25 protein-coding genes are annotated in these 24,542 nt (G+C 73.3%); 14 read left to right on the top strand and 11 right to left on the bottom strand.

Features of this window, described 5'->3' with window-relative positions; translation table 11 throughout:
• The first annotated feature begins 20 nt into the window (after positions 1–20).
• From AB0O53_RS15425 to mscL, 7 genes are all read left to right on the top strand, one after another.
• Complete coding sequence (locus AB0O53_RS15425) at positions 21–1,547, top strand: potassium/proton antiporter (protein ID WP_350994644.1); 1,527 nt, start codon at positions 21–23, stop codon at positions 1,545–1,547.
• Positions 1,548–1,915: 368 nt separating this feature from the next.
• Positions 1,916–3,328 carry an MFS transporter gene (locus tag AB0O53_RS15420; RefSeq protein WP_350994347.1) on the top strand — a complete coding sequence of 471 codons (1,413 nt, stop codon included), beginning with the start codon at positions 1,916–1,918 and terminating at the stop codon, positions 3,326–3,328.
• 67 nt (positions 3,329–3,395) lie between these two features.
• The gene (locus AB0O53_RS15415; protein ID WP_136228977.1) at positions 3,396–3,713 is read left to right on the top strand and encodes an FmdB family zinc ribbon protein; all 318 of its coding nucleotides are present in this window, start codon (positions 3,396–3,398) and stop codon (positions 3,711–3,713) included.
• A 75-nt stretch (positions 3,714–3,788) separates the two neighbouring features.
• The gene (locus AB0O53_RS15410; protein ID WP_350994351.1) at positions 3,789–4,622 is read left to right on the top strand and encodes an S-methyl-5'-thioadenosine phosphorylase; all 834 of its coding nucleotides are present in this window, start codon (positions 3,789–3,791) and stop codon (positions 4,620–4,622) included.
• Positions 4,623–4,742: 120 nt separating this feature from the next.
• Positions 4,743–5,300, top strand: a complete 558-nt coding sequence (locus AB0O53_RS15405; RefSeq protein ID WP_350994353.1) for a carboxymuconolactone decarboxylase family protein — start codon at positions 4,743–4,745, stop codon at positions 5,298–5,300.
• Positions 5,301–5,688: 388 nt separating this feature from the next.
• Positions 5,689–5,979, top strand: a complete 291-nt coding sequence (locus AB0O53_RS15400) for a hypothetical protein (protein WP_365195946.1) — start codon at positions 5,689–5,691, stop codon at positions 5,977–5,979.
• A gap of 123 nt (positions 5,980–6,102) precedes the next feature.
• Positions 6,103–6,606, top strand: coding sequence for a large conductance mechanosensitive channel protein MscL (gene mscL, locus AB0O53_RS15395; protein ID WP_350994646.1), 504 nt, complete (start codon positions 6,103–6,105; stop codon positions 6,604–6,606).
• 22 nt (positions 6,607–6,628) lie between these two features.
• Here the strand turns inward: mscL and AB0O53_RS15390 are convergent, their stop codons facing one another.
• Together AB0O53_RS15390 and AB0O53_RS15385 are read right to left on the bottom strand one after the other, a co-directional pair.
• A complete protein-coding gene (locus tag AB0O53_RS15390) occupies positions 6,629–6,841 on the bottom strand; it encodes a hypothetical protein (protein ID WP_350994355.1) in 213 nt (70 codons plus the stop codon).
• A gap of 108 nt (positions 6,842–6,949) precedes the next feature.
• Entirely contained in the window at positions 6,950–7,711 is a 762-nt protein-coding gene (locus tag AB0O53_RS15385) for a helix-turn-helix domain-containing protein (RefSeq protein ID WP_350994357.1), read from the bottom strand.
• Positions 7,712–7,955: 244 nt separating this feature from the next.
• Here AB0O53_RS15385 and AB0O53_RS15380 point away from each other — a divergent pair, with 244 nt between their 5' ends.
• From AB0O53_RS15380 to AB0O53_RS15360, 5 genes are all read left to right on the top strand, one after another.
• The gene (locus AB0O53_RS15380; RefSeq protein WP_350994358.1) at positions 7,956–8,624 is read left to right on the top strand and encodes a DUF4097 family beta strand repeat-containing protein; all 669 of its coding nucleotides are present in this window, start codon (positions 7,956–7,958) and stop codon (positions 8,622–8,624) included.
• Between the two features lie 61 nt (positions 8,625–8,685).
• Positions 8,686–9,642, top strand: coding sequence for an ATP-binding cassette domain-containing protein (locus AB0O53_RS15375; protein ID WP_350994360.1), 957 nt, complete (start codon positions 8,686–8,688; stop codon positions 9,640–9,642).
• The gene (locus tag AB0O53_RS15370) at positions 9,639–10,430 is read left to right on the top strand and encodes an ABC transporter permease (protein WP_365195941.1); all 792 of its coding nucleotides are present in this window, start codon (positions 9,639–9,641) and stop codon (positions 10,428–10,430) included. The genes AB0O53_RS15375 and AB0O53_RS15370 overlap by 4 nt, the downstream gene beginning before the upstream one ends.
• Positions 10,431–10,671: 241 nt before the next feature.
• On the top strand, positions 10,672–11,829 hold the full coding sequence (locus tag AB0O53_RS15365; RefSeq protein ID WP_350994364.1) for a low temperature requirement protein A: 1,158 nt from the start codon (positions 10,672–10,674) through the stop codon (positions 11,827–11,829).
• Positions 11,830–11,957: 128 nt separating this feature from the next.
• Positions 11,958–13,205 carry a cytochrome P450 gene (locus AB0O53_RS15360; protein WP_365195937.1) on the top strand — a complete coding sequence of 416 codons (1,248 nt, stop codon included), beginning with the start codon at positions 11,958–11,960 and terminating at the stop codon, positions 13,203–13,205.
• A gap of 157 nt (positions 13,206–13,362) precedes the next feature.
• Here the strand turns inward: AB0O53_RS15360 and AB0O53_RS15355 are convergent, their stop codons facing one another.
• Both AB0O53_RS15355 and AB0O53_RS15350 read right to left on the bottom strand, forming a co-directional pair.
• On the bottom strand, positions 13,363–13,857 hold the full coding sequence (locus AB0O53_RS15355; RefSeq protein ID WP_030852554.1) for a DUF5949 family protein: 495 nt from the start codon (positions 13,855–13,857) through the stop codon (positions 13,363–13,365).
• Between the two features lie 57 nt (positions 13,858–13,914).
• Complete coding sequence (locus AB0O53_RS15350; protein ID WP_350994368.1) at positions 13,915–14,499, bottom strand: DUF4352 domain-containing protein; 585 nt, start codon at positions 14,497–14,499, stop codon at positions 13,915–13,917.
• Positions 14,500–14,654: 155 nt separating this feature from the next.
• Here AB0O53_RS15350 and AB0O53_RS15345 point away from each other — a divergent pair, with 155 nt between their 5' ends.
• Positions 14,655–15,092, top strand: coding sequence for a DUF6299 family protein (locus AB0O53_RS15345; protein WP_350994369.1), 438 nt, complete (start codon positions 14,655–14,657; stop codon positions 15,090–15,092).
• A 38-nt stretch (positions 15,093–15,130) separates the two neighbouring features.
• Here the strand turns inward: AB0O53_RS15345 and AB0O53_RS15340 are convergent, their stop codons facing one another.
• The 5 genes from AB0O53_RS15340 to AB0O53_RS15320 all read right to left on the bottom strand — a co-directional run bounded on the left by AB0O53_RS15340 (position 15,131) and on the right by AB0O53_RS15320 (position 20,603).
• Positions 15,131–15,304 (bottom strand): hypothetical protein, encoded by a 174-nt coding sequence (locus AB0O53_RS15340; protein ID WP_168714568.1) that lies wholly within the window; start codon positions 15,302–15,304, stop codon positions 15,131–15,133.
• A 71-nt stretch (positions 15,305–15,375) separates the two neighbouring features.
• Positions 15,376–17,463 (bottom strand): SpoIIE family protein phosphatase, encoded by a 2,088-nt coding sequence (locus tag AB0O53_RS15335; RefSeq protein WP_434094420.1) that lies wholly within the window; start codon positions 17,461–17,463, stop codon positions 15,376–15,378.
• A 12-nt stretch (positions 17,464–17,475) separates the two neighbouring features.
• A complete protein-coding gene (locus tag AB0O53_RS15330; RefSeq protein WP_365195933.1) occupies positions 17,476–17,877 on the bottom strand; it encodes a hypothetical protein in 402 nt (133 codons plus the stop codon).
• A 25-nt stretch (positions 17,878–17,902) separates the two neighbouring features.
• Entirely contained in the window at positions 17,903–19,204 is a 1,302-nt protein-coding gene (locus AB0O53_RS15325; protein WP_350994650.1) for an NAD(P)-binding domain-containing protein, read from the bottom strand.
• A 67-nt stretch (positions 19,205–19,271) separates the two neighbouring features.
• Positions 19,272–20,603: a carboxylate--amine ligase gene (locus AB0O53_RS15320; RefSeq protein WP_435886654.1), complete on the bottom strand. Its 1,332-nt coding sequence runs from the start codon at positions 20,601–20,603 to the stop codon at positions 19,272–19,274.
• Between the two features lie 294 nt (positions 20,604–20,897).
• Between AB0O53_RS15320 and AB0O53_RS15315 the strand changes: the two genes are divergently transcribed.
• Entirely contained in the window at positions 20,898–22,556 is a 1,659-nt protein-coding gene (locus tag AB0O53_RS15315; protein WP_350994376.1) for a glycoside hydrolase family 26 protein, read from the top strand.
• A 5-nt stretch (positions 22,557–22,561) separates the two neighbouring features.
• On the opposite strand, the gene AB0O53_RS15310 is transcribed toward AB0O53_RS15315, so the two are convergent.
• A complete protein-coding gene (locus tag AB0O53_RS15310; RefSeq protein WP_350994378.1) occupies positions 22,562–23,704 on the bottom strand; it encodes a GNAT family N-acetyltransferase in 1,143 nt (380 codons plus the stop codon).
• The gene (locus tag AB0O53_RS15305) at positions 23,701–24,489 is read right to left on the bottom strand and encodes a YveK family protein (RefSeq protein ID WP_365195925.1); all 789 of its coding nucleotides are present in this window, start codon (positions 24,487–24,489) and stop codon (positions 23,701–23,703) included. Before AB0O53_RS15305 ends, AB0O53_RS15310 begins: the two co-directional genes overlap by 4 nt.
• Positions 24,490–24,542 lie beyond the last annotated feature (53 nt).

The raw sequence follows: 24,542 nt of genomic DNA, 5'->3' as shown, positions 1-24,542 counted from the left end.
AGGATCGATCCGCCGGGCGCATTGAGGAGGGCCGCCCGCTGACTGTCCACACGCTCAATGAGCTTCTGCTGGTCTGCTCGCTCGTACTGCTCGTCGCCGTGGCCGCGGTGCGGGTCTCGTCACGCAGCGGCCTGCCCAGCCTGCTCATCTACCTCGGCATAGGCGTCGCCATAGGCCAGGACGGCATCGGGAACGTCGTTTTCGACAATGCCGAGCTGACCCAGGTCATCGGCTACGCCGCCCTCGTCGTGATCCTCGCCGAGGGCGGCCTGGGCACCAAGTGGAAAGAGATCAAGCCGGCCCTGCCGGCCGCGATCATGCTGTCCCTGGTGGGCGTGGCGGTCAGTGTGGGCGTGACGGCGGCGGGGGCGCACTACCTCGTCGGACTCGAATGGCGGCAGGCGCTGCTGATCGGCGCGGTCGTCTCCTCGACCGATGCCGCGGCCGTCTTCTCCGTGCTGCGCAAGGTCCCGCTGCCGTCCCGGATCACGGGTGTCCTGGAGGCCGAGTCCGGCTTCAACGACGCACCCGTCGTGATCCTGGTGGTGGCGTTCTCCACGGTCGGCCCGGTGGACGACTGGTACGTCCTGATCGGCAAGATCGCCCTGGAGCTCACGATCGGCGCCGCGATCGGCCTGGCCGTCGGCTTCCTCGGCGCCTACGGCCTGCGGCACGTGGCCCTGCCCGCCTCCGGCCTCTACCCGATCGCCGTGATGGCCATCGCGATCGTGGCGTACGCGGCCGGCGCCATGGCGCACGGCTCCGGCTTCCTCGCGGTGTACCTGGCGGCGATGATCCTGGGCAACGCCAGGCTCCCGCACTGGCCGGCCACGCGCGGTTTCGCCGACGGGCTCGGCTGGATCGCCCAGATCGGCATGTTCGTGCTGCTGGGCCTGCTGGTCACGCCGCACGAGCTGGTCCGCGACTTCTGGCCCGCGGTCGTCATCGGCCTGGTGCTGACGATGGTGGCGCGGCCCCTGGAGGTCTTCGTCAGCCTGCTGCCCTTCCGGATCCCCTGGCAGGAGCAGGTCCTGATGTCGTGGGCGGGCCTGCGCGGCGCCGTGCCCATCATCCTGGCGACCATCCCGATGGTGTCCGGGATCGAGGGCAGCGACCGCGTCTTCAACATCGTCTTCGTGCTGGTCGTCGTCTACACCCTGGTGCAGGGGCCGACCCTGCCGTGGCTCGCGCGCAAGCTGGACCTCGGGCGGGGCATGGAGACCGCGTCCGACCTCGGCATCGAGTCGGCACCGCTGGAGAAGCTGCGCGGACACCTGCTGTCCTTCGCCATCCCGCCGGCCTCGCGGATGCACGGCGTCGAGGTGAGCGAGCTGCGGCTGCCGCCCGGGGCCTCGGTCACGCTGGTCGTCCGGGACGCCAAGAGCTTCGTACCGGCGCCGTCGACGGTGCTGCGGCGCGGGGACGAGCTGCTGGTGGTGGCCACGGACCCGGTCCGGGACGCGGCGGAGGCACGGCTGCGGGCGGTGGCCCGGGGCGGCAAGCTCGCGGGCTGGCTGGGGACCGGGAACGGATCCGCCGCGCATTAGAGCAGCACTCTAATTCGGCCGGATTCGGTGAGATCTGGACTGCCTTATCCGGATATATGGGTTTCTTCATCTGCGAAGCTCCCGTTAATCGCAGGTGAAGACACGGATTGCCGCCGCAATCACAGGGCGTGATATCGCGCTTCCCTGTACGATGAAGGCACAACAGATCGAACCAACTCTGCCTGACGCAGAGCTGGCGCGACCGCAAAGCGGCCGTGGCACCCTCCCGCAGTGGGCGCCCAGGTATCACTCGGTTCTGCGCAAGAGGACAGCTCTCGGGGCTCCCAACACGTACGGGTGCGACCGCTCACAAAGCACGGCACCGTCCGCAGACGGGGAGTTCTACCAGGCAGCGGAAAGGCAAGGCCGTGACATCCGCGGTCACGACCGACACGTCCGCCCGCCCCGGATACGGACAGCTGCTGCGCACACCCGGCGCCCTCGGCTTCGTACTCCCCGGCTTCGCAGCCCGGCTCCCCTTCGGCATGCTGACCATCAGCATCCTGCTGCTGGTCCAGCACACCACCGGTTCCTACGGCAGCGCCGGCATCGTCGCCGCCGTCACCGGCATCTCGATGGCCCTCTCCGCCCCGCTGATGGGCATCTTCACCGACCGGTTCGGCCAGAGCGCCGTGCTGGTTCCCGTGGTCCTCGCGCACTCCGCCGCCGTGAGCGGCCTGGCCGCCCTCGCGCTGGCCGGCGCCCCTGTCTGGGCGCTGGCGCTGGCCGCCGTGCCCACCGGCGCCTCCGTGCCGCAGGTCGGCCCGATGGTCCGGGCCCGCTGGGCCGCCAGGCTGGAGGGCTCGCCGCTGCTGCCGACGGCCGCCGCCTTCGAGTCCGTCACCGACGAGTTCACCTTCGTCGTCGGCCCGGTCCTGGCGACCGCGCTGTGCACCGGCGTCCACCCGGCCGCCGGCCTGGTCACCGAGGCCACGCTGACGCTGCTCGGCGGCCTGCTCTTCGCGGCCCGCCGCGCCTCCCAGCCCACGACGCACGCCCCGTCGGCCACCGGCGAGAAGCGCGCCTTCGCGCTGTCGCACCCCGGCCTGCGCGTCCTGATCTTCGCCTTCCTCGGGATCGGCGCCGTCTTCGGCGGCATGCAGGTCTCGCTCGCCGCCTTCTCCAACGAGATGGGCAACCCCGGCGCCAACGGCCTGCTCTACGGCGTCTTCGCGGCCGGCAACATGATCGCGGGCATCGCCATGGGCGCCGTCGCGTGGAAGATCGGCCCGCGCCGCCGGCTGATCCTCGGCTACGTCGGCCTCACCGCCGCCGCGTCCGTCCTGTGGGCCGCACACTCGATGGTCCTGCTGGGCGCGCTCGGCCTGGTCGTCGGCCTGTTCATCGCCCCGGCCCTGATCACCGGCTACACGATGGTCGAGCAGCTGGTCCCCGCGAACGCCCGGACCGAGGCCTTCACCTGGCTGACCGGCTCGATCGCCTTCGGGCAGGCCGTCGCGGTCATCCTGGCCGGCCGCCTGACCGACGCGCACGGCTCCTCGTACGGCTTCATGGTGCCGATGGCGGCCACCGCGCTGGCGCTGACCGCCCTGCTGGCGCTGCGCGCGAAGCTGGCCCCGCAGGCCCCGAGCCGGATCGTGAACGCGTCCGCGGCCGGGACCGGGGCGGCCGGTCGCGCCGAGGCCGCGCCGCACGCCGGGACCGCGCCCCGCGCCGGGGCCACGGCTTCGGCCACCCCCTCGGAGGCGCCCGCGCCGGCGTCCCGTAACCGGGTGAACGAGCGTGGGATGGGTCACCGCGTGCCGGTGACGGTGGACTGATCCGCCGGAATACGTCACCATGGAGCGTCGTTAGCACTCATTGAGTCAGAGTGCCAGGAGGAAATTCGTGCCGACCTACCAGTACCAGTGCACCGAGTGCGGTGAGGGCCTTGAGGCCGTGCAGAAGTTCACCGATGACGCGCTGACCGTGTGCCCGAACTGCGACGGACGCCTGAAGAAGGTGTTCTCCGCGGTCGGCATCGTCTTCAAGGGCTCCGGTTTCTACCGGAACGACAGCCGTGGCGCCTCGTCGAGCAGCACCCCTGCATCGAAGCCCGCGTCGAGCTCGTCGTCGTCCTCGACGTCGACCGCCGCGGCCGCTCCCGCCGCTTCGTCCTCCTCGACGTCGTCGAGCACGAGCAGCAGCTCCACGTCGGCCGCCTGATCGCTCTTCGCCGAGGCCCCGCACGCCCCCCACCGGGCAGCGGGGCCTCAGGCATGCCCGGTTAGGGTGAGCGGCATGGTGAACGCAGAGATCGGTGTCATCGGCGGCTCGGGCTTCTACTCCTTCCTGGAGGACGTCTCCGAGATCCAGGTGGAGACCCCGTACGGGCCTCCCAGCGACTCCCTGTACATGGGCGAGCTGGCCGGCCGGCAGGTGGCCTTCCTCCCCCGGCACGGGCGCAGCCACACGGTCCCGCCACACAGGATCAACTACCGGGCGAACCTCTGGGCCCTGCGCTCGGTCGGCGTCCGCCAGGTGCTCGGCCCGTGCGCGGTCGGGGGCCTGCGGCCCGAGTACGGGCCGGGCACGCTGCTCGTTCCCGACCAGCTGGTCGACCGTACGCAGAGCCGCGTGCAGACCTTCTTCGACGGGGTGCCCCTGCCGGACGGGTCCGTTCCGAACGTCGTGCACACCACCTTCGCCGATCCGTATTGCCCGGTGGGCCGGTCCGTGGCGGTGGCCGCGGCCCGCGGGCGGGACTGGGAGCCGGTGGACGGCGGCACCATGGTCGTGGTCGAGGGGCCGCGCTTCTCCACGCGCGCCGAATCCCGCTGGTACGCCTCCGCGGGCTGGTCGGTGATCGGCATGACGGGTCACCCGGAGGCGATCCTCGCCCGTGAGCTGGGGCTCTGCTACACCTCGATGGCGCTGGTCACGGACCTGGACGCGGGCGCCGAGACCGGTGAGGGCGTCTCCCACACGGAGGTGCTGAAGGTGTTCGGCCAGAACGTCGGCCGCCTGCGCGAGGTCCTCTTCGACGCGGTGGCGGCGCTGCCCGACACGGCGACCCGCGACTGCCTGTGCACACACGCGCTGGACGGCTGGGACCTGGGCATCGAACTCCCTTAGCCCGAGCCCTTCCGGCGGGCGGTCCGGGCTCGCGCCGCCCGGTTGTCACATCCGGGGCGGCTGTCCTGTCTTCCTCTGTGAAGGCCCAGTCGGGACAGACCGCTCCGGGAGATGACAGCCATGCCGCGTATCTCGCTCACCCCGCCCCGCACCCTGCTGACGCGCATCGGCGCCTGGTACTCGCGCCGCACCTACGGCAAGGTGCTCGACCCCGGCCAGGCCTACGGGCACAACCCGCGGGTGCTGCTCTCGTACGTCCGCCTGGAGCAGCGGGCGGCGAAGTGGAACGCGCTGGACGCCGGGCTGAAGCACCTCGCCGTGATGGCGTCGGCGGCCCGCATCAACTGCTCGTGGTGCATGGACTTCGGCTACTGGGAGGGCCACGAGCAGGGGATGGCGGCGGAGAAGATCGAGCGGGTGCCGCAGTGGCGGGAGGCCCCCGAGCTGTTCACCGAGCTGGAGCGGCTGGTCATGGCGTACGCCGAGGCCATGACCGAGACCGAGCCGGCGGTCACCGACGAGCTGGCCGCGGCGCTGATCGCGCGGCTCGGGGAGGCGGCGTTCGTCGAACTGACCGCGGTGGTCGCCCTGGAGAACTGGCGCTCGCGCGTCAACAGCGCCTTCGGCCTGACCAGCCAGGGCTTCTCGGAGTCCTGCCAGGTGCCGGCGAAGCGCTGACGCCGGGGGTGACCCCTCACTCGGACGGGCGACGGGGTTTTCCACAGGCTGGGGACCGTCCACAGGCGCGAGCGGGATGCGCGGGGAGGCCGGATCGTGGGGTGTGTCCGGGCGGTGGGTCCGGGCCCAGGAATCGATCCGTCTGGTGGTGCTCGTCATGTCCCTTGTTTCCGCAGCCTCTTCGTCCTCGCTCCCGGCTTCGTCCGCGTGTCCCCCGTCGCGTCCCGTCCCGGCGTTCGCGCCACTGCGCGTGGGGCGGGGACCGGGGCGGCTGCGCCGGGCGGTGCGGCGCCGGCGGCGGGCCGCCTCGGCCGCCCTGGCCGTCGTCGCGGCGGCTCTGGCCGTGGGAGGGACCGAGGCTCAGGCCTCCCGGGGGGCACCACCGCCCGTGGTGAAACCGCCGTCGGCGGCGGTGCGGATGGTCTCGGCGCCCGTGCGCATCGCGGACGCCGCGACGGTGCGGCTGCTGCGGCCCGGCGACCGGGTCGACGTGGTGGCGGCGGATCGGGCACAGCAGCCGAGGGTGGTGGCGGCGGGGGCCAGGGTCGCCGAAGTGCCCCGTCCCGACGGGGCTGTTGGCGAGGGCGGGGCGCTGGTGGTCCTGTCCGTGCCGAGGGACACGGCGCGGGCCCTGGTGGGGGCGGGCGCGACGGCGCGGCTGGCGGTGACGTTGTGCTGATCCGTACGCACGATCAGTCAATTCACCTCAAAGTGATGGCCGATTGGACACACCTCTCCCGGACTGCCGTAGCTTTCGGAACCGTTGGCTCCGTGTTTGGCTTCCGTGAAGAAGGACGCAGTGATGGGCGAGAAGAAGAAGGAAAGCGTGCTGGCGGGCTTCAAGGCCTTCCTGATGCGCGGCAACGTGGTCGACCTGGCGGTGGCCGTGGTGATCGGCGCCGCGTTCACGAACATCGTGAACTCGGTGGTCAAGGGGATCATCGGCCCGGTGGTGGGCGCGGTCGGCACGAAGAGCCTGGACGGCTACAAGTCCTGCCTGAAGGCGCCGTGCGCCATCGGCCCCGACGGTCAGCCGACGGGTGTCGAGATCCTCTGGGGGTCGGTGCTGAACGCCACGCTGACCTTCGTGATCACCGCGGCGGTCGTGTACTTCCTGATGGTGCTGCCGATGGCGAAGTACCTGGCCCGCCAGGAGGACCGCCGCAAGGCCCGCGAGGGGGTCCAGGAGATCGTCGAGATCACCGAGCTGGAGGTCCTCAAGGAGATCCGGGACCACCTGGTCGCACAGCGTGCGGGCGGCGCCGGCGGTGTCGGCGGCCAGGCGGGTTCGCGCGACGGCTTCTGACCGCGCCGGACACCCCGGCCGGTCAGATGTGGTGCGGTGGCTTCTCGTCGAGGAAGCGGGCCAGGTCGGCCGCGCTTCCGCCGGTGGGCGGCCGCTCGCCCCAGCCCCGGTCGGTGTCGTCCGACGACTGCTGGTCCAGCGGGTCGTCGAAGTCGATCCGCGGCTTCGGCCGGGGCTGGCGGGCCTCGGCGGCGGGGCGCGGGGACTGCGGATCGGAGGCGGGGGTGCTGCTCATGCCTCCAGGGTACGGCCGCCCCTGGTGGCGGCCCCGCTCAGCCGGACGCCCCCGCTCCCCTGCGGGCTTTCATGAGGCCCAGAACCCCTCGCACCCTTGTGAATCCCTTCACGAAATCTCGGTCACGCCTCGCTCCCCGGTGTCGTCCGAAGCGGCTTCCACCCGCACGAGGAGGATGTCGCGGGCCTGTTCCGCGGCGCGGGCGAGGCTTTCGGCGACGAAGTCGAGGAAGCGGGCGACGTTCTCCAGACGGACGGCGGCCGGGGTGCCGGGGCCGAGGACTCCGGCGCCCTGGCGCGCGATGTCGACCTGCTGGTTGAGGGCGCGGACGCTGGCGACCATCGACTGGTACCAGAGGTTCTCGTCGATGACGTAGCGCTCCCGGCGCCCCTCGTCGCGCTCCCGGCGGACGAGGGCCTGGCTCTCCAGGAAGGCGATCGACTTGGAGATGGACGCCGGGCTGACCTGCAGGCGCCGGACGAGTTCGGCGGCGGTCATGCTGCCGGAATCGGCGGTGAGGAGACACACCATCACGCGCGCGGTCATCTTGTTGGACAGGCCCGACTGCATCATCACGGCGGTGAACTGCTCTTCGTACTCGGCCACGGCCTCGGGGTCGCGGCCGTGCGGCAGGGCGGCCGGGTCCGCGCCCCGGGGCGCGGACGCCTGGCGCCGGCGGGCGCGGCGCTCGGTGGCGCGGTGGGCCTGGTCCGCGCGGTATCCGGAGGGGCCGCCGTTGCGCATGACCTCGCGGGTGACCGTGGAGGTCGGGCGGTCCAGGCGCCTGGCGATCTCGGCGTAGGCGAGGCCGTCGGCCACCCCCAGGGCGATCTGCTGACGTTCCTGCTGGGTGAGCCTGCCTCCCGGCATCGCGGTCTCCTTCTGTGGCCTGTGAGGCCGCCAGCATAGCGTTCACCCGCATTCCATTGCAACGCAACGCGGTCTCGCCATTGCTTTCACCACGAGATCGTTGCAATGATTTTCCCCAACTGACCTGCAACAACAACACTTCTGCGCAACGAATCAGTTGCCGGAGATACGAACGCAACGTAGCTTTTCCTCCATCGGAAACAGCGGGCCGCAAGGGCCCCGCTGACGGAGAAGGAGAAGCACCATGCAGAAGTTCGCCACCACCGCCCCGATCGCCGCCGTCCTCGACGTCCCCGCCGGACGCATCCGGTTCATCGCCGCCGACCGCGCCGACACCACCGTCGAGGTCCTCCCGGCCGACGCCGCCAAGGGCCGCGACGTGAAGGCCGCGGAGCAGATCACCGTCGCGTACGGCGACGGCGTCCTGCGGATCGAGGCCGCGGAGCCGAAGAACCGGATCCTCGGTGCTCCCGGAGCCGTCGAGGTGACCGTCCAGCTCCCGGCCGGCTCCCGCGTCGAGGCCCGGACCGCCAGCGCCGAGATCCGGGGCGTCGGACGGCTCGGCGACGTCACCCTCGACAGCGCGCACGGCGAGGTCAAGTTCGACGAGACCGCGAGCGCCCACCTCACCCTCCAGGCCGGCGACATCACCGTCGGCCGCCTCGGCGGCCCCGCGGAGATCAGCACCCAGAAGGGCGACCTGCGCGTGGCCGAGGCCGTCCACGGCACGGTCGTCCTGCGGACACAGGCCGGCGACATCACCGTCGGCGCCGCCCGCGGAGCCGACGCCACCCTCGACGCCGGCACCTCCTACGGCCGCGTCCGCAACGCCCTGAAGAACACCGGCGGCGGTACGGACCTCGCCATCCACGCCACCACCGCCTACGGCGACATCACCGCCCGCAGCCTCTGACCGCGGGCCCCGGTCCCCGCCCCGCAGCCCCGCAGCCCCGCAGCCCAGAAGGAGCCCCACCATGACCGAACCGGCCATCGCAGCCCGCGGGCTGCGCAAGTCCTACGGCGACAAGACGGTCCTCGACGGCATCGACCTGGCCGTACCGGCCGGCACGGTCTTCTCCCTGCTCGGCCCGAACGGCGCCGGCAAGACCACCGCCGTCAAGATCCTCTCCACCCTCGTCACCGCCGACGCCGGCGAACTGCGCGTGGCCGGCCACGACCTGGCCGCCGACCCGCAGGCCGTGCGCGCCGCGATCGGCGTCACCGGCCAGTTCTCCGCGGTCGACGGCCTGATCACCGGCGAGGAGAACATGCTCCTCATGGCGGACCTGCACCACCTGTCCCGGAGGGAGGGGCGCCGCGTCACCGGCGAACTCCTGGAGCGCTTCGACCTGGTGGAGGCCTCGAAGAGGCCCGCCGCCGGCTACTCCGGCGGCATGAGGCGCCGCCTCGACATCGCCATGACCCTGGTCGGCGGCCCGCGCGTCATCTTCCTCGACGAACCGACCACCGGCCTCGACCCCCGCAGCCGCCACACCATGTGGCAGATCATCCGCGAGCTCGTCACCGGCGGCGTCACCGTCTTCCTCACCACCCAGTACCTGGAGGAGGCCGACCAGCTCGCGGACCGCATCGCCGTGCTCCACGACGGCCGGATCGCGGCGGAGGGCAGCGCCGGCGAGCTGAAGCGGCTCGTCCCGGGCGGGCACGTCAGGCTCCGCTTCACCGACCCGGCCGCCTACCGGTCCGCCGCCCTCGCCCTGCCCGGTACCACCCGCGACGACGAGGCCCTGTCCCTGCAGATCCCCAGTGACGGCAGCCAGCGCGACCTGCGCTCCGTGCTCGACCGGCTGGAGTCCGCCGGCGTCGAGGCCGACGAGCTGACCGTGCACACCCCCGACCTCGACGACGTCTTCTTCGCCCTCACCGGCGGCACCGCCATCCCCGACCAGCCCAAGGAGAACGTCCGATGAGCTCCCTCCCGCTCGCCGTCCGCGACTGCTCGACGATGCTGCGCCGCAACCTCCTGCACGCCCGGCGCTACCCGTCCCTGACGCTGAACCTGCTGCTCACCCCGGTCATGCTGCTGCTGCTCTTCGTCTACATCTTCGGCGACGTCATGAGCGCGGGCATGGGGGGCGGCGGCGCAGACCGCTCCGAGTACATCGCCTACGTCGTCCCGGGCATCCTGCTGATGACCATCGGCTCCACCGTGATCGGGGCCGCGGTGTCCGTCGCCACCGACATGTCGGAGGGGATCGTCGCCCGGTTCCGCACGATGGCGATCCACCGGGGCTCCGTCCTCGTCGGGCACGTCGTCGGCAGCGTGCTCCAGTCGGTCGCCAGCGTGGTCCTCGTCGGCGCCGTCGCCGTCGCCATAGGCTTCCGCTCGAAGGACGCCACCGCCCTGGAATGGCTCGCGGCCTTCGGCCTCCTCGCCCTGTTCGCCCTCGCCCTGACCTGGATCGCGGTCGGCATGGGCATGGCCAGCCCGAACGCCGAGGCCGCCAGCAACAGCGCGATGCCGCTGATCCTCCTCCCGCTGATCTCCAGCGCGTTCACCCCGATCGAGGCGATGCCGGGCTGGTTCCAGCCGATCGCCCGGTACCAGCCCTTCACCCCCGCCATCGAGACCCTCCGCGGCCTCCTGCTCGGCACGGACATCGGCAACAACGGCTGGATCGCGGTCGCCTGGTGCCTGGGCCTCGCCGTCCTCGGCTACCGCTGGTCGGCCTCGAAGTTCGGCCAGGACCCGAAGTAGCCCGTGACCCGCCGCACCGAGGGGCGGCGTACTCCGACACCGTCGGCGTACGCCGCCCCTCCCGCGCTGCGGGAAACGCCGCGGGTGACGGAACAAGGTCCCGTCACCCGTGGTGCGTTGGTCCGGCCCGGTCGGGCCCGGTCCGGGCCGTGCGGGCCACCTCCTCCGCCCGGGGCACAGCGGCCGCCCGGGGCAGCGCGCCTGAGCTGCGGCGCGTCACCGCCCTGTTCTCCTGGCCGGTATGGCCTACACCCCCATGACCGCCCGCAGCCGGGACGAGGACCACCGCGCCTCGACCCCGCTGGAGCTGTTCTTCGACCTCTGTTTCGTCGTCGCGGTCGCGCAGGCCGGTGCCCGGCTCGTGCACGCGCTCGCGGAGGGCCACCCCGGTACCGGGGTGATCGGCTACTTCTTCGTCTTCTTCGGCGTGTGGTGGGCCTGGATGAACTTCACCTGGTTCGCCTCCGCCTACGACTGCGACGACGTGCCGTACCGGATCGCGACGCTCGTCCAGATCGCCGGCGTCCTCGTCTACGCGGCGGGGGTGAGCGAGGCCTTCGACGAGAACGACTGGACGATCGCCGTCGTCGGCTACATCATCATGCGCGTCGCGCTGACGGCGCAGTGGCTGCGGGCCGCCGCCGGGGAGAGCGGCGCCGCCCGCACCGCGGCCCTGAAGTACGCGGCCGGGCTGGTGATCTGCCAGGCCGGCTGGGTGGGGCTGCTGTTCGCGCCCGACGACGCCAAGCGCTGGCTGTTCCTGGTGCTGGTCGCGGCCGAACTGCTGGTCCCGGTGATTGCCGAGCGCGGGCACCAGACGCCGTGGCACGCCCACCACATCGTCGAGCGGTACGGGCTGTTCACCATCATCGTCCTCGGCGAGACGATCGCCGCGAGCACGGTGGCCGTGAAGTCCGCGCTCGACGAGCACGAGGCCCTCGACCTGCTGCTCCCCATCGCGGCGGGCGGGCTGCTGATCGTCTTCGCCGCGTGGTGGATCTACTTCGCCGTACCCATGCACCAGCACCTGACCTCCAACCGGGAGGCCATCCCGTGGGGCTACGGCCACCTGCTGGTCTTTGCCTCCGGTGCGGCGATCGGTGCGGGCATCGAGGTGGCGGTCGAGCACGCGGTCGGCAAGGCACACATCTCCCAGGTCTCCGCGAACGCCTCCGTCATGGTCCCGGCCGCGGTCTTCCTCTTCATGGTGTGGCTGCTGCACTCGCGCCACTTCAAGCGCGGCCTCGCCCAGCAGCTCGTCCTGCCGGTCGCCGCCCTGGTCACCCTCGCCTGCACCTGGACGGGCGCCTACGCCGTGCTCTACGCGGGACTCGTCGCCGTGGTCACGGTCACCGTCGGCATGCTCCTGTCCGAGCGGCGGGGCGGCGAGGCCCTGTAGCGGCCGCGGCCGACGGGGCAGGGGACGCCGGGGGCGCCGGGGCGGCCGAACCGTCACCCCCGCGCCCCCGGCGCCGTTCTCCAGCGCAGAACGAGCAGGACCCACCGCACCGACTGGAGGCCACGGCCATGACACTCCCGGCGCAACGCCCCGGCACCGACCCCGGCAGGGAGCTGGCCGAGCCGGGCTTCTGGCAGCAGCCGCCCGCCCACCGGCTCGCCGCCTTCGCCCGCCTGCGGGCCGTCGAAGGTCCGGTGTTCGTGCCCGAGGGGGCCGGCCACTGGGCCCTCGTCCGGCACGCCCACGTACAGGAGGCCAGCCGACTGCCCAAGGTCTTCGCCAGCGCTCCCGGCGTGACCACCCCCGAGCCGGCCCGCTGGGTCCGTGCGCTGTTCGGCGACTCGATGGTCAACCTCGACGGCCCGGACCACGCCCAGCTCCGCAAGATCGTCCAGCGGGCCTTCACCCCGCGCCTGCTGGCCGCCGCCGAGGCCGACATCCACGCCGTGGCCGCCCGCATCGTGGACGACGTACTGGCCGACCGGCCCGACGAGTTCGTCTCGGCCGTGGCCTCCCGGCTGCCCCTGGAGGTCATCTGCAACATGATGGGCATCCCGGAGCGCTTCCGCGCCGAGATCGCCGACCGGGTCAACCACGCCTCCGAGAACATCGGCGTGGAGCGCGGCCTGGCCGCCCGGCTGCGGATGCCCGGCCGCGGGCTGCGCGCGCTCGCCCGGATGCAGCGGATGGTGGCGGGCATCGGCCGGGAGCGGCGCAGGAACCCCACCGACGACCTGATCTCGGCGCTGGTCTGCGCGAACGTCGACGGCCAGGCCCTCGGGGCCCGGCAACTCGGCGCCTTCTTCTCCCTCTTGATGGTCGCCGGGGTGGAGACCACCCGCAACGCCATCACCCACGGGCTGACCCTGCTGACCGACCACCCCGACCAGCGGGACCTGCTGCTGTCGGACTTCGAGACGTACGCGGACGGCGCGGTGGACGAGATGATCCGGCACTCGACGCCGATCATCCAGTTCCGCCGGACGGTGGTCGCCGAGCACACCCTGGGCGGCCGCGTCTTCCGGCCCGGCGAGAAGGTGGTCCTGTACTACGCGTCCGCCAACCGCGACGAGGCGGTCTTCCCCGACCCCGACGCCTTCGTCATCACCCGCTCGCCCAATCCGCACCTGGGCTTCGGCGGCGGCGGACCGCACTTCTGCCTGGGGGCGCACCTGGCCAGGGTCGAGATGAAGGCGCTCTTCCGCGAGCTGCTCACCCGGCCGGTCGGACTGCGCGCGGTGGGCCTGCCGGACCTGGCGGGCTCGAACTTCGACAACCGGGTCCGCTCGCTGAGGTTCGCCTTCGAGCGGCCCTGAGGCCGGACCCGAGAGCAGTCCCCGCGGGAGGGCCCCGCACGCGGTCCCCGTGGGGGCCCCGCACGCAGTCCCCCGGGGGCGGGGCCGGCCACCGGGCAGGCTGGGAGCCCGGCGGCCGGAGCAGGTGGGGCGGCGGCGGGCGCCGCCCGGCGAGCCGCTACTTCTGCAGGCGCCGCACGGAGAGCACGCAGTGGGCGCTGCCCGTGAGGACCTCCTCGTCGCCCGCGAAGGCCTGCAGGGTCTTCGCGTCGACCGGCCGCCCCGGGACCGCCTCGGGCCAGGCGCGCGTGGCGAAGAGGAAGTACGCCTGCCCGCTCTCGTCGGCCGCGGCGACCCACTCGTCGGGGGCGGTGCACTGCGCGTTCATCCCGGGCAGGGTGAGCGCGATCTGGTTGCCCTCCAGCAGGATCTGCACCGGGAAGCCGGCCGGGTTGCGGGTGCCGTCCATGACGACGTCGCCGATGGGCAGGCCGATCTCCTCCAGCAGCCCGCGGGCCGCCGCCTCGCCCGCCTCCCGGCCGCCCGGGCCGTCGCCCAGGGTGTAGGCGAGGAGGTACGGGATGTCGTGCGCCTCGGAGGGGTCGCCGATCCAGGCGAGCACCGAAAGGGTGCCGAGCTGGGACCGGTCGATTTCGGCTTGAGTAGAAGTCATGCGCCGCACCCTAGTGGTCCCGCGCCCGGGCCTTTCACGGCCTTTCACCCGGGCGGGCTAGACGGCCCAGAATCCCTCTCCGGTATTCGCCCTGATGTTCGCGTCCTGGTATTCGAGCCGCACAATGCGCGCGTTTTCCGGGATTTCGAACACCACCCACCCCTCTGCCCGCTCACCGACCTCCAGGGAATCGAAGACGATCGGTTTGCCGGTCGTCAGCTCACCGGTGGGCACCACCGGGTGGCGCTGCCCCGCGCCGTCGTGCGCCCACATGCGTCCGAGAGCCCCGTACGAGGCACCGCCCACGTTGACGAACGACATCGAGGCGGCCACCCAGCGCTTGCCGGCGGGCGGGGCGAAGTTCTTGTCGGCGCTGACCGCCGGGTCCACGTAGGCGCCGAGGACGACCTCCAGGTGACGGCCGACCTGCGTGCCGTGCACCCGTAGGGCATCACCCACATGGGCGTCCTTCGGGCCCGGCCGTACGGGACCCGCCCCGCCGCCCGGAGCACCGTCGTCGACCGGGACGGCCGGCGCCGCGGCCGGGGCGAGGACCTCCGACTCCGGTACGCCCTGGCAGGCGGAGGCTCCGAACAGCAGCAGCGGCAGGAGGGCGAGGGCGGGGAGGGCGGGCTGGCGCATGCAAGATCCCTTCGGGGACGTATTGCGGCCAGTTTCACGCGCCCGGGCAGGCAATTGCACACACCGACACGAGTGCGGGGAGCGAGTGCGTGCGGCCACCTGCCAGCACAATGCGTTCCGGCGGAATACCGCCGCCCACACCCCCTGGAGGAAGAATGCGCGTCTCCCCCCGCCGAATGGCCCTCGCGGCCTTCTCGGCACTGGCCGCCACCACGTTGTTCTGCGCCCCGGCCGGCGCCACCGTTTTCAATCAAGGTATTTCCGTACATCACGACGCGTACGTCGCGGGCGACGGCACCGTCACCCTTTCCGGGTCCTACCACTGCGAGCAGGCTTCACCCACGGGGGCGATGCAGATCAAGGCGACCGTCGAGCACGAGGGCGGCCGGCTGAGCATCGGCGCGGAGCAGCCCGTCTGCGACGGCACGGAGCGCCGGTGGGTGGCGACGGCCCCGGGCCGCTGGGTGAACGTGCGCCCGGGCCGCGCCGTGGTCACCGCCGAGCTCCAGGAGATCCAGCTGTCGGGCCTGATGCCGAGGTCGGTCGCCACGGTCGCCCAGGACAGGCAGGACGTCGAGGTCCGCAGGCACTGACCCCGTGACCGGCCGTGGCGTCTTCCCGGTAGCCGCCGCTACCGGGACCGGCACTCGGGCGCGACGCCCGTCATCGACATGAAGGCCACCGCCTGGCACCCGGGGTCCGCGTGCGGCCGTCCCGTCGTCCAGTCCACGACCGTCGGTACTCCGGCGGCCAGCAGCAGCACGGCGAGGATGCCGGTCACGGCACCCTTGCTCAGCCTGCGCACAGTGCGTTCCGTTCCATGAGCGGCATCATCGCCCCGGCTCCCGCCGCCCACAACTCGACGTGTCCGGACGGTCACCCCGCGCTCCGGGGGCTGCCGCCGACGTCGAACTCGCACCACACCGCCTTGCCGTCGCCCCGGGACTCCACGCCCCAGTGCGTGGACAGGGCGTCCACCAGCAGCAGCCCGCGCCCCGTGGTGGCCGCCTCGCCCGGACTGCGCCGGCGCGGCCACACGCTGGAGCGGTCCTTGACCCACAGCCGGATCCGCCGTACCGGCTCCGGCAGCACCTCCATGGTCAGCACCGCCCCGCCGTCGGTGTGCAGCAGGGCGTTGACCAGCAGTTCCCCCGCCGCCAGCTCCACGTCGTCGGCGAGTTCCGGCACACCCCAGTCGCGCAGGGCCTGGCGCAGGGCGTAGCGGGCGTCCGAGAGGCCCTCCGGGTCCGCCTGGTGGATGTACTGGTGGATGCGCGGCGCCCGGTGGGTGCCGGGGTCGGGGGCCCTGCGCAGCACCAGCAGGGCCACGTCGTCCCCGGAACCCCAGCGCTCCCACAGCCGGTCCGAGAGGTGGTCGGCGAGCGCCCCGGCGCCCTGGGGGCCGCTGCGCACCGCCTGGGCGAGGGCGTCCATGCCCGCGGTGATGGTCGTACCGGGCTCCTCCACGAGGCCGTCGGTGCACAGCACGAGGGTCTCGCCGGGGACCAGGTCGAGCTGGGTCTCGGGGAACTCCTCCTGCTCGAAGGCGGAGGCCAGGCCCAGCGGCAGGCCGCCGCGCACGTTGGGCCAGCCCGTTCGCCCGTCCGTGTGCCGGATCAGCGGGCCGAGATGGCCGGCGCGGACCGCCCGCACGCCGCCCGTCTCCAGGTCCACCTGCGCGTACATGCAGGTCGCGAACCGCTCGGTGTCCAGCTCGGCGAGGAAGCGCGAGGCCCGTGCCAGCACGGTGGACGGCGGGTGTCCCTCCCCCGCGTACGCCCGCAGCGCGATCCGCAGCTGCCCCATGATGGCCGCGGCGTGCGTGTCGTGGCCCTGTACGTCGCCCACCACGATGCCGACCCGGTTGCGGGGCAGTGCGATCACGTCGTACCAGTCACCGCCGACCTCCCGCCCGCTCCACGCGGCGTGGTAGCGGACCGCGATCTCCCCGCCGGAGATCTCCGGGATCCGGCGCGGCAGCATCGCCGCCTGCAGGCCCGTCGCGAACTCCCGTTCCTGGTCGAACAGGAGCGCCCGCTGCAGCGACTGGGCGACGATGCCCGCCAGGCCCAGGCACAGGTTGCGCTCCTCGGGGCTGAACTCCTCGCGCTGCCGGTAGAAGAGCACCAGCCCGCCGATGGCCTTGGCCTGGGCGATCAGCGGCAGGTAGGCGGCCGCGTCGAAGCGGATGCGGTTCAGGTAGTCCGCGAGGAGCGGGAACTCGCCGCCGAGCTCGGTGAGCGAGGTGACGAAACGTGCCTGCCGGGTCAGCACGGCGTGCGAGAGCGGCAGCGACCCGTCCATCCGGGTGAACCGGCGCTCGCTGAGGATCTCCAGCGACTCCCCGCTCAACGCGATGATCTTCATGGTGCCGCCCTCGACCAGCCCCAGGGCCAGCCCGTCCGCCCCGAGCCGCTCAAGCGCGCCCTTCCCGGTCAGCGCGGCCGTGACGTCGTCGACCGTCACCGCCCGCGACAGGGCCTCGGTCGTGCGCTGCACGATCGTCGTCTGCTGCGCGCGCGCCGCCTCCAGCTTGCGCAGCAGCGTGGCGTGGGCCAGCTCCGCCGCCGCGTCCCGGACGATCCCGGCGATGTGCAGCCCCTGGCCCCCGGCGTCCCGCACCACTCGTCCCGTGGTGTGCGTCCACTGGTCGCGGCCGTCGCGCCGGTGCACCGTGAAGTACGCGCCGAACGTCTCCCCGCCCTCCTCCAGGACGCCGGCGATGGTCTCGCGCAGCCGGGCCGCGTCCTCGGGCCGCACGCGCAGGGCGGCGCCCTCCGCGGTGCCGTCGTACTCCTCGGGCTCCAGGTCGAAGACGGCCATGGCGGCCGCGTCCAGCGCCACCGTCCCCGTGCCCAGGTCCCACTCGAAGCTGCCCATGCCGTTCAGCGCGAGCCGCTCCCCGGCGTCGGTCACGGGGGTCCGCCGGCCCGGCCCGGGTCCGTCGCGCTCCGCCGCTGCCACCGTCCGCACCCCCTAGCGGCCGGGCCAGTAGGGCTGGGAGATCAGCCGCTCCCACTCCTCGTCGGGATGCCCCGGCAGGGTGCGCCCGGCCTCCCGCCAGCGCTGGACGACGGAGAGGTAGATCGTGGCCGGGTCGGTGGCGGCGGCCGTCGCGTACGGACCCGCGTACGAGCCCCCGTACGGTCCCGGGTAGGGGCCGGCCGGAGGTCCCGGGTACGGGCCCGGATGCCCTCCCGGGTACGGGCCCGGATGCCCTCCCGGGTACGGGCCCGGATGCCCTCCCGGGTACGGGCCGGGATGCGCTCCCGGGTACGCGGGCCGGTCGTGCCCGGCGGTCATGGCCGCGGCGGACTGTTCGCCGCGGCTGGCGGGAATGCGTACCCAGCCGCGGCCCTGCGCTCGCTCCGTGCTCATCACGGACCCCTTCTCCCCGCGGATCTCACCGCAGGTGCGTCTTCGGATGCCCCGGAGGCGCCCCCGGGCCCGGCCCGGGGGGAGCAGCCCGGACGAGCCGGGCGACACCGGGGGAGCCCGGCCGCGGACCCCGGGCACCGAGGCGCTTGCGAACTCCTCTCACCAGTCTCCCCGCCGTGAAGCCCGCGCCGTGCACGAATCGCATGGAAGGGCCGAATGAGGGAGCCGCCAGCAGCCCCGCGAAGAACAGTCCGGGCCACGAGGACTCGAAGCCGGGGTCCAGCTCCGGGGCCCGGCTGCCGCCCACGGTCCTCAGCGCGGCGCGCAGCCCCGCGTCGAGCATGCCCAGCCGGGCCAGGTCCGGGGCGAATCCGGTGGCCGCGATGACGTGGGCGACGTCCAGGACCACCGACTCGCCCGCGGGCGAGGTGAGCCCCAGCCGGGTCCGCCCGCCCGCCGCCACCGCCCGGTGCAGGCGGTGCCCGAGCAGCGCCGGCACGCGCCGCTCGAAGCGGTCCCGAAGCCACCAGGCGCCGGCCGGGCCCAGCGCGGTCGCCGCGATCCGCTCCCGGGTGTGCGCGGGCAGCCGGCGCACCGCCCAGGGCAGCTCCGACCACGCCCAGCTGCGCCAGCCCGTGCCGAGGCCGCTGTGCGGCTCGCGCAGGGCCCGCAGCGGGGGCCTGCTCAGGGGCTGCGGGACGGTGTTCCAGTTCAGCCGGGAGCGCCGGGCAACCAGGCACGGCAGGGCACCCTGCTCGGCCAGCAGGGCGGCGGTCTCCAGCGCCGCCTGCCCGGCCCCGAGCACGGCGACCTCGCGCCCGGCGAAGCCGGACAGGTCCCGGTGGCCGCTGCTGTGGGAGTAGTGGGCGGGCGGGAGGCCCGCCAGCGCCTCGGGGTAGTGGACGAAGGGCATCACCCCGGCCGCGACGGCGACCGTACGCGCGAGCAGGGGCGGTCCCTCGGCGGTGCGGACGCGGAAGCCGTCGCCCTGCGGGGTCACCTCCGTGACGGTCACCTCCTCCACCTGCGGCCCGGCGTGCCGGGCGAACCACATCCCGTACGCGCTGAACGTGCCGATGGGCAGCGGAGTGCCGTGTTCCGCGACGGTGCCGAGGGAGGCGCAGTACTCGGCCAGGGTGTGCCGCCCGTCCGGCGCGGACAGGTTGGACGACCAGGGCTCCGACTTCAGGTACATGCCCTCGGGCATGTGGTCGCGCCACGAGGCCATGGGCCGCCCCAGCACCCGTACGCCGAGTCCCGCGCCGGCCGCATGGGCGGCGATCGACAGGCCGTACGGGCCCGCGCCGATCACCACGAGATCGTCGATCCGCGTCACCACCGCTCCTCCAGCACCTTGGTCACCTGCCCGGCCCCGACCGCCGGTCCGGACCCGCTCAACGGGTCACCAGTTCGTCCGGCTCGGCCGGGGCCTCCGGCGGGACGGGGCGCGAGAGCGCCCCGTCGGACATCGCTCCCGGCCGGTCCCGCCCGCGCTGGCGGGGCGCACGGACGACCGCCCGCGCGGTGCGGCGGCCCTGGGCCGGCACGCCGCGCAGCACCCGGACCCCCTTGGCCGCACCGCGCCCCAGGAACGCCGCGAGCATGGCCAGGAACGGCCGGAGGTCGTCCGAAGCGAACCAGGCCGCCTCGACCTGCCCCCGCTCGTCGGTCCGCGCCCGCCCGCCGGCCCGCTCGTCGGTCCGCGCCCGCCCGCCGGCCCGCTCGTCGGCCCGCCCGCGCCCGGCGCCCGGTCCCGGCTTCGGGGGCGCGGGGTCCGCCGCGGGGCGGCGGCGCGGCAGCGAAGCGCCCCGGACCGCCGCCAGCAGTGCGTAGTTCTCCGCGACGAAGACGCGGCCCGCGCCGCCCGCGGGCTGCGGGACCCGTTGGCCCGTCAGATCCAGGTACATCGCCTGGACCACGTCCAGTCCGGACGTGTCCGTGAACAGCCTGAACTGCGCGCCCGGGCGGGGGTTGAAGTCCACCAGCCGGAACACACCGCGCTCGTCCCGGCGGAAGTCCAGGTCCAGGATCCCCTGGTAGCCGAGGCGTTCGGCGAGCCGCAGCGCCGCCTCCTCGACCGCCGGGTCCGGCAGCCAGCGCCCCACCGCCGTCAGCCCCGTGCGCACCGGCCAGGACAGCTCCTTGCGGCCCGAGCCGGCGAGCAGCGGGTGCCCGCCGCGGGCGAAGGCGCCGTGGAAGAACCAGTCGGTGTCCGGCCCGGCCGGCAGGAAGCGCTGGAGCAGCAGCCGGCTCCCCGCCTCCGCGGAGCGCTCGTACAGCCGGCGGGCGTCGGCCGTGGTGTGCACGAGCGTGGTGCTGCGCAGCCCGGCCGCACCGGAGGGCAGCAGCCAGGGCCGGCTCCACTTGGCCACCACCGGCAGGCCCAACCGCCAGGCCGCCTCAGCCGCCTCGGCCCCGCTCGCGGGGACCACGGTCTCCGGGTGCGGGACGTCCCAGCGCGCGCAGAGCCGCGACAGCTCTGCCTTGTCGGCCACCCGGGCGGGCAGGTTGTCGGGCTGGTGGGGGATCCGGAAGCGCTCGCGGAGCACCGGGGCGACCCGGGACACGGCGATGGCGCTCAGGTCGTCCATCGCGATGAGCACCGCCGGACGGCCGATCAGTTCCGACACCCCGGTCAGGCACTCCAGCAGGGCCTCGGGCGTCTGCGGGTCCAGTCCGCCGACGGGCCCGGCATGCACGGCGCGCAGGTACCGCGAACGTCCCATGGGACCTCCCCCTGCCTCGACGACGGCATGGACCTCCACGCCCTTGCGGCCAAGGGATCTGACGGCGCCGAGGGTTCCGTGGTGGAACGGATTGCGGTCGAGTCTGAGCACAACGGCGGGCACATGGTTGGCGAACGCGTGCATGGCAACGGTGTCTTTCACCTAGTCGGACCAAGCGGAGGTGGTGTGCAGCTGCTAATGGCCTACGCGGTAGTCACCGAACAGGCCATTCGTCAGATCTGATGCCTAACGTCTTTGGCAAGCCCTCCGATTCAGGAAAGCCCGGGAGACGCCATGCCCACACCACGCCGCCGACTGGCGAGCACCTGCATCGGTACGGTCACGGCCGGACTGCTCGCCACCGGGGCCGCCCTCGCGGCGCCGGACGAGAACCGGACCGCGGATTCCGGCACCGCCATGGGCGCCTATCTCGACTTCGGCCCCGACGGGGTGGCCCGCATCCCGCAGCTCTCGCGCTGGCTCGGCGGCCGGGAGATCCGGGTCGGCCACACCTATCTCCCCGGCGACCAGTGGGCGGGCATCGAGGGCCGGGTCTCCTTCCTGGAGGACTGGGCACGGTGGCGGCTGGCGGACGACGACCGGATGTTCGTCCTCAACGTGCCCATGCAGGCGCGCAACGAGGAGCGGGTGTCCGACCAGCAGGTGGCCCGGCTGATCCGGGCGGGCGCGCAGGGCCAGTACGACGAGCACTTCCGCAGGCTCGCCGAGCGGCTGGTGTCGCTGGGCGTGCCGGACACCGTGATCGTGCTCGGCTGGGAGATGAACGGCATCACCTACACCCACCGCTGCCGCCCCGACCCGGAGAACTGGAAGGCGTACTGGCGGCGCGTCGTCACCGCGATGCGCTCCGTGCCCGGCCAGAAGTTCAAGTTCGACTTCGCCCCGAACCGGGGTACGGACGCGATCGGCTGGACGAAGTGCTACCCGGGTGACGACTACGTCGACATCATCGGGATGGATTCCTACGACCAGGGGCCCGGGGAGGACTTCGACGACCAGATCTCCCAGCCGTACGGGCTGCAGCAGCACGTCGACTTCGCGCGGGCACACGGCAAAGCGATCTCGTACCCGGAGTGGGGGCTGTTCCGGCGCGGCGACAACGCGGAGTACGTGCGGCGCATGCTGCAGTGGATCGCGCAGCACAAGCCGCTCTACCACACCATCACCGACTACTGCCCGCACGGCGTGTGGCAGTGCAAGCAGAACCCGGAGTCCACGAAGGTGTTCCGGGACGCGCTGACGCCCGAGGTGCCCGGCCCGGTGGTCCCGACGCCCGTCGTGCCCACGCCCGTGGTGCCGACCCCCGTGGTGCCGACTCCCGTCGCGCCCACGCCGGCGGTGCCCACGCCGCAGGTCCCGACCCCGGAAGTCCCGACGCCCCAGGTCCCGACCCCGCAGGTGCCCACCCCGGAAGTCCCGACCCCGCAGGTCCCGACTCCGCAGGTTCCGACACCCCAGGTACCGACCCCGCAGGTCACCGAGCCCTCGCCGGTGGCGCCGAGCCCGGTCGCGCCGAGCCCCGAGGCGCCGGCTCCGGTGACCCCGAGCCCGCTCGTGCCGACCCCTGCCGGCCCGAGCCCCGAGGTCCCGGCACCCGCCGGCCCGAGCACCGGCACGCCGGAGCCGAGCCCCGAGGTCCCCGAGGTCCCCGAGCCCGTCACCCCCAGTCCCAGCCCCAGCCCCGAAGTACCGAAGCCCTCGCCCGTGACGCCCTCGCCCGTGGCAACGGCGCCCGTCACGCCGGGCCCGGTCGTGCCGAAGCCCTCGCCCACTGCGACCGCGCCCCTGCCGCAGCCGCAGCAGCCGCCCCTCAACAGCAGGCAGTGGTGCGTGCCGATCAACTTCGGCGAGTGGCTGTCCAAGCTCGTCGGCAAGCAGTCGGTCTGCTTCAAGGTCGACCTGGGCGGCGGCTCCGGCTTCTGGCCCTTCTAGACGGGTCATCGCACCCGCAGTTCGTTGAGCCGCGTCCGCCAGTCCCTGGCGGCCGGCAGCGCCTCGCGCAGCGCGTCCACCGCCCGCTCGCGCCCCGTCACCTGCGACTCGTGCAGCCGCAGCAGGGGCGCGAGCGCGCTCGTGGCCATCAGGAAACGCTGGTTGACGACCGCCGTGGGCCGCCAGTGGTTCTTGTACGGCTCGTTGCCCCGCAGGAAGCTCACCACCGGCCGGCCATCCGCCAGCGCCCGCCGGGCCTCGTGGCGCAGCAGCAGCGTCGCCACGTCCACCTTGCGCGCCCGCAGGTCCGGGTCCGCCCCGTAGAGGTAGCCGCCGCTGAGTCCCGCGGACAGCAGCGTGACGTTGGCCGCCACCACCTTCCCGTCCAGCCGGAACTCCGTCAGCCGGCCCTCCCCCGCCCGCACCATCCTCCGGGTGGCCCGGGTGAGGTGCTCGGCGAAGCGGGGGCGCAGGTGCTCCGGGGTCACGCCGCGGCCGCGCCACTGCTTCTCGTGCAGCCGCAGCAGGTTGCGTACCGCGCGCGGCACTTCCTGCTCGGTGGCCTCGTGCTCCTCGATCCCGGCCGCGTCGGTCTTGCGCAGCTTCGCCCGCACGCGCTGGGCGCCGGAGGCCGGCATCCGCTTGACCAGTTCGTCGAACGGCAGGGTCGGCAGCTCCATGCACGTGGAGTCGGCCAGCCTGCTGCCGATCCCGGGCCACTGCCGGTACAGCTCCTCGGCGGCGGCCCCGGGGCGGACCTCCCGCAGGTCGACCACCGCGCCGCGGGCCGCGCGGTGCAGCCCGTGGGCCAGCGCCGGGACGACCTGGGCGGCGTGCTCGGCGGCGACGAGCACGTCGAAGTAGTCGGTGATCGGGCCGCCGATGGGCACCAGCAGCGGAATCGGCCGGTGCACGAGCATCAGGGCGGCCGCGCCGACCAGTTCGCCGCCGCGCCGGACGAGGACGATCCGCAGCCGGCCGTCCTTGCCGTACGACAGCCACCAGGAGTGCAGCCAGGCGTGGCTCTGGAAGGGGGTGGCGGTGGGACAGGCGCGGACGAGCCGGTTCCACGGCTCCTCCAGCGCGGCGAACTGCCGGGGGTCTCGGCACAGTGTCACCGACAGGGCCCCGGCGGAGCCCTGATTCATCGCACGGACTCCTTCTCCTTGGCCGAGGCCGGCTCACCCTGGGCGGGGAGGGTGGCGTACTCCTCGGCGACGTGCTCGGCGACGTGCTCCGTGAGCGGCTCGGCCGACCGTCCTGCCGCGGGCGCGGCCACGCCGTCCTCGGGGCGCCGGGCGCGGCCGGGCCGGGCGAGCAGCCACAGGCCGCCCAGCAGCCCGCCGGCGCACAGTCCCACGGCGCCGCTGATGGCGGCGGACGGGGAGGCGGGGTCGGTGGGAGCCACGGCCTGGTTGAAGAGGAGGAGCTGGACACCGGTGTTCTTGGCGGCCTGGTTGCTGCTCAGTGACAAGGCGTCGGCCACGGCGTTGGCGATGTCGGCGGCCTCGGCGGGGCTCTTGGAGGTGCCGGTGATGGCGATCATCGGGGACTCGGGCGAGGTCTCGGCCCGTACCTGGGTCCGCAGCTCCCGCGCGGTGATGCCGGCGCGCGGCTGGGCGTAGGCGAGGGTGGAACTGCTGGTGGCGATGCGGGCGTAGGCCTGCGCGAAGCCGAGGGCGGTGGCGGGCTCGGTGGTGTCGTCGGGAACGGCGACGACATAGCTGGTCGCGGCGTACTCGGGGGCCTTGAGCACCCCGTACGCGCCGCCGGCGGCCAGCCCCAGCACGGCGCAGGCGGGCAGCGGCCACCACACCGGGGGGCGGCCGAGCCGCCGCCCGGGCCTCTTCCCGGAGCGGTGGTCGGCCCTGCGCTCCTGCTTCCTGCCCGGGTTCTCCGGCTTGTCCTTCTTCTTGGCGGCGGTGTCGGCCATGGTCGTGCTCGCTTCCTGGAGGGAGGTGGGTTCCTGCGGGTCCCGGCCGGGAC

Origin of the sequence: Streptomyces erythrochromogenes (genome assembly GCF_040684695.1) — a bacterium.
Classification (GTDB): Bacteria; Actinomycetota; Actinomycetes; order Streptomycetales; family Streptomycetaceae; genus Streptomyces; species Streptomyces erythrochromogenes_C.
The sequence above is the reverse complement of the archived record's forward strand: the minus strand, read 5'-3'. Positions and strand labels throughout refer to the sequence as shown.

Excerpts from the sequence above, each read along its gene's own strand:
- AB0O53_RS15405 (WP_350994353.1), top strand. The coding sequence starts at position 4,743 with ATGCCGCGTATCTCGCTCACCCCGCCCCGCACCCTGCTGACGCGCATC.
- AB0O53_RS15370 (WP_365195941.1), top strand. The coding sequence starts at position 9,639 with ATGAGCTCCCTCCCGCTCGCCGTCCGCGACTGCTCGACGATGCTGCGC.
- AB0O53_RS15385 (WP_350994357.1), bottom strand. The coding sequence starts at position 7,711 with ATGCCGGGAGGCAGGCTCACCCAGCAGGAACGTCAGCAGATCGCCCTG.
- AB0O53_RS15375 (WP_350994360.1), top strand. The coding sequence starts at position 8,686 with ATGACCGAACCGGCCATCGCAGCCCGCGGGCTGCGCAAGTCCTACGGC.
- AB0O53_RS15345 (WP_350994369.1), top strand. The coding sequence starts at position 14,655 with ATGCGCGTCTCCCCCCGCCGAATGGCCCTCGCGGCCTTCTCGGCACTG.
- AB0O53_RS15320 (WP_435886654.1), bottom strand. The coding sequence starts at position 20,603 with ATGGGACGTTCGCGGTACCTGCGCGCCGTGCATGCCGGGCCCGTCGGC.
- AB0O53_RS15380 (WP_350994358.1), top strand. The coding sequence starts at position 7,956 with ATGCAGAAGTTCGCCACCACCGCCCCGATCGCCGCCGTCCTCGACGTC.
- AB0O53_RS15305 (WP_365195925.1), bottom strand. The coding sequence starts at position 24,489 with ATGGCCGACACCGCCGCCAAGAAGAAGGACAAGCCGGAGAACCCGGGC.
- AB0O53_RS15315 (WP_350994376.1), top strand. The coding sequence starts at position 20,898 with ATGCCCACACCACGCCGCCGACTGGCGAGCACCTGCATCGGTACGGTC.
- AB0O53_RS15310 (WP_350994378.1), bottom strand. The coding sequence starts at position 23,704 with ATGAATCAGGGCTCCGCCGGGGCCCTGTCGGTGACACTGTGCCGAGAC.
- AB0O53_RS15350 (WP_350994368.1), bottom strand. The coding sequence starts at position 14,499 with ATGCGCCAGCCCGCCCTCCCCGCCCTCGCCCTCCTGCCGCTGCTGCTG.
- AB0O53_RS15355 (WP_030852554.1), bottom strand. The coding sequence starts at position 13,857 with ATGACTTCTACTCAAGCCGAAATCGACCGGTCCCAGCTCGGCACCCTT.
- AB0O53_RS15330 (WP_365195933.1), bottom strand. The coding sequence starts at position 17,877 with ATGAGCACGGAGCGAGCGCAGGGCCGCGGCTGGGTACGCATTCCCGCC.
- AB0O53_RS15365 (WP_350994364.1), top strand. The coding sequence starts at position 10,672 with ATGGCCTACACCCCCATGACCGCCCGCAGCCGGGACGAGGACCACCGC.
- mscL (WP_350994646.1), top strand. The coding sequence starts at position 6,103 with ATGGGCGAGAAGAAGAAGGAAAGCGTGCTGGCGGGCTTCAAGGCCTTC.
- AB0O53_RS15410 (WP_350994351.1), top strand. The coding sequence starts at position 3,789 with ATGGTGAACGCAGAGATCGGTGTCATCGGCGGCTCGGGCTTCTACTCC.
- AB0O53_RS15360 (WP_365195937.1), top strand. The coding sequence starts at position 11,958 with ATGACACTCCCGGCGCAACGCCCCGGCACCGACCCCGGCAGGGAGCTG.
- AB0O53_RS15390 (WP_350994355.1), bottom strand. The coding sequence starts at position 6,841 with ATGAGCAGCACCCCCGCCTCCGATCCGCAGTCCCCGCGCCCCGCCGCC.